This window comes from uncultured Polaribacter sp. (genome assembly GCF_947500975.1).
Taxonomy (GTDB): Bacteria; Bacteroidota; Bacteroidia; order Flavobacteriales; family Flavobacteriaceae; genus Polaribacter.
Genome location: NZ_CANMUE010000036.1, coordinates 1 through 1106, shown reverse-complemented (window position 1 = coordinate 1106; position 1106 = coordinate 1). Strand labels below are relative to the sequence as shown.

At 29.6% G+C, this 1106-nt stretch carries 1 protein-coding gene; it reads right to left on the bottom strand.

The window, feature by feature from the left end; translation table 11 throughout:
• Positions 1-50 precede the first annotated feature (50 nt).
• On the bottom strand, positions 51-1055 hold the full coding sequence (locus tag Q0733_RS12905; protein ID WP_298782739.1) for an IS30 family transposase: 1005 nt from the start codon (positions 1053-1055) through the stop codon (positions 51-53).
• Positions 1056-1106: the final 51 nt, after the last annotated feature.

Sequence of the window (1106 nt, the reverse complement as noted above, 5' to 3'; positions counted from 1 at the left end):
GCTGCATTCAAGTTGTTAACGCAACAAACCGTTGCTGATTATTTATGTTACTAAGCTACAAATTTTAGTTCAAAATTCATCATTTCTTTTGGTGTTTTGTATCCTATTATTTTTCGAGGTCTATTATTTAGTTTTTCTTGAATGTTTTGAAGTTGTTTAAGACTAATTTCATTAAAATCTGTTCCCTTAGGAAGGTATCTTCTAATGAGTCCATTTGTGTTCTCGTTAGTGCCTCTTTCCCATGAAGAATATGGATGAGCAAAGTAAATTTTCATACCTGTATTTTTAGTTATTTTTTCGTGTCTAGCCATTTCAATTCCGTTATCATAAGTCATTGAATTCTTAAAAATTGGATTTAGTTTATTTAAAATTCTACTAAATTTTTTAGCTACTTCATTTGCTTTTTTGGATTCAATTTTAACTATTAAAGTATATCTAGTTTTACGTTCTACTATTGTTCCAATTGCACTTTTATGATTTTTTCCAACTATTAAATCTCCTTCCCAATGTCCAACTTCTTCTCTTAGCTGAATATGCTTGGGTCTATTGTCTATACTGACTTGGTTGATTATTTTACTTCCACCTCCACGTTTCTTTTTAATACGTTTTCTCCTTGTTTTTTTCCTTACTAGTAACTTGATTAGCTTCTTATTTAAACTAGCCTGAGGTCTTGTGTAAATAAATCTATAAATAGATTCGTGAGAAATTCTCATCCTCGGATTATTTGGATAATCATCTTTAAGTCTCCCTGAAATTTGTTCAGGTGTCCAGTCTGATAAGAGTCCTCTATAAACGTAAATTTTCAGAGGCTGATATGAACTTATTTTGTCAGAATTTCTTTTATTTAAATAATCATCTTTAGCATTCCAATGAGCTAAATCAGCATCATATTTATCAGTCTTATTTTGAACCCATTTATTGACTTCTCTGGAAATTGTTGAGCGTGCTCTTTTTAATACTTTAGCGATGTAAGATTTAGACTTTTTTTCGCATAAAAGAGTCTCTATTTGTACTCTTTCTTTATGTGTTAATCTTCTATTCTTTTTTCTTATCATTATTACAAATCTATTAATTTAGATTTGTTGCGTTAAGTTCTTGAATAGAGG

Bases quoted from the DNA above. Each gene is read 5' to 3' on its own strand.
- Q0733_RS12905 (WP_298782739.1), bottom strand. From the start codon at position 1,055: ATGATAAGAAAAAAGAATAGAAGATTAACACATAAAGAAAGAGTACAA.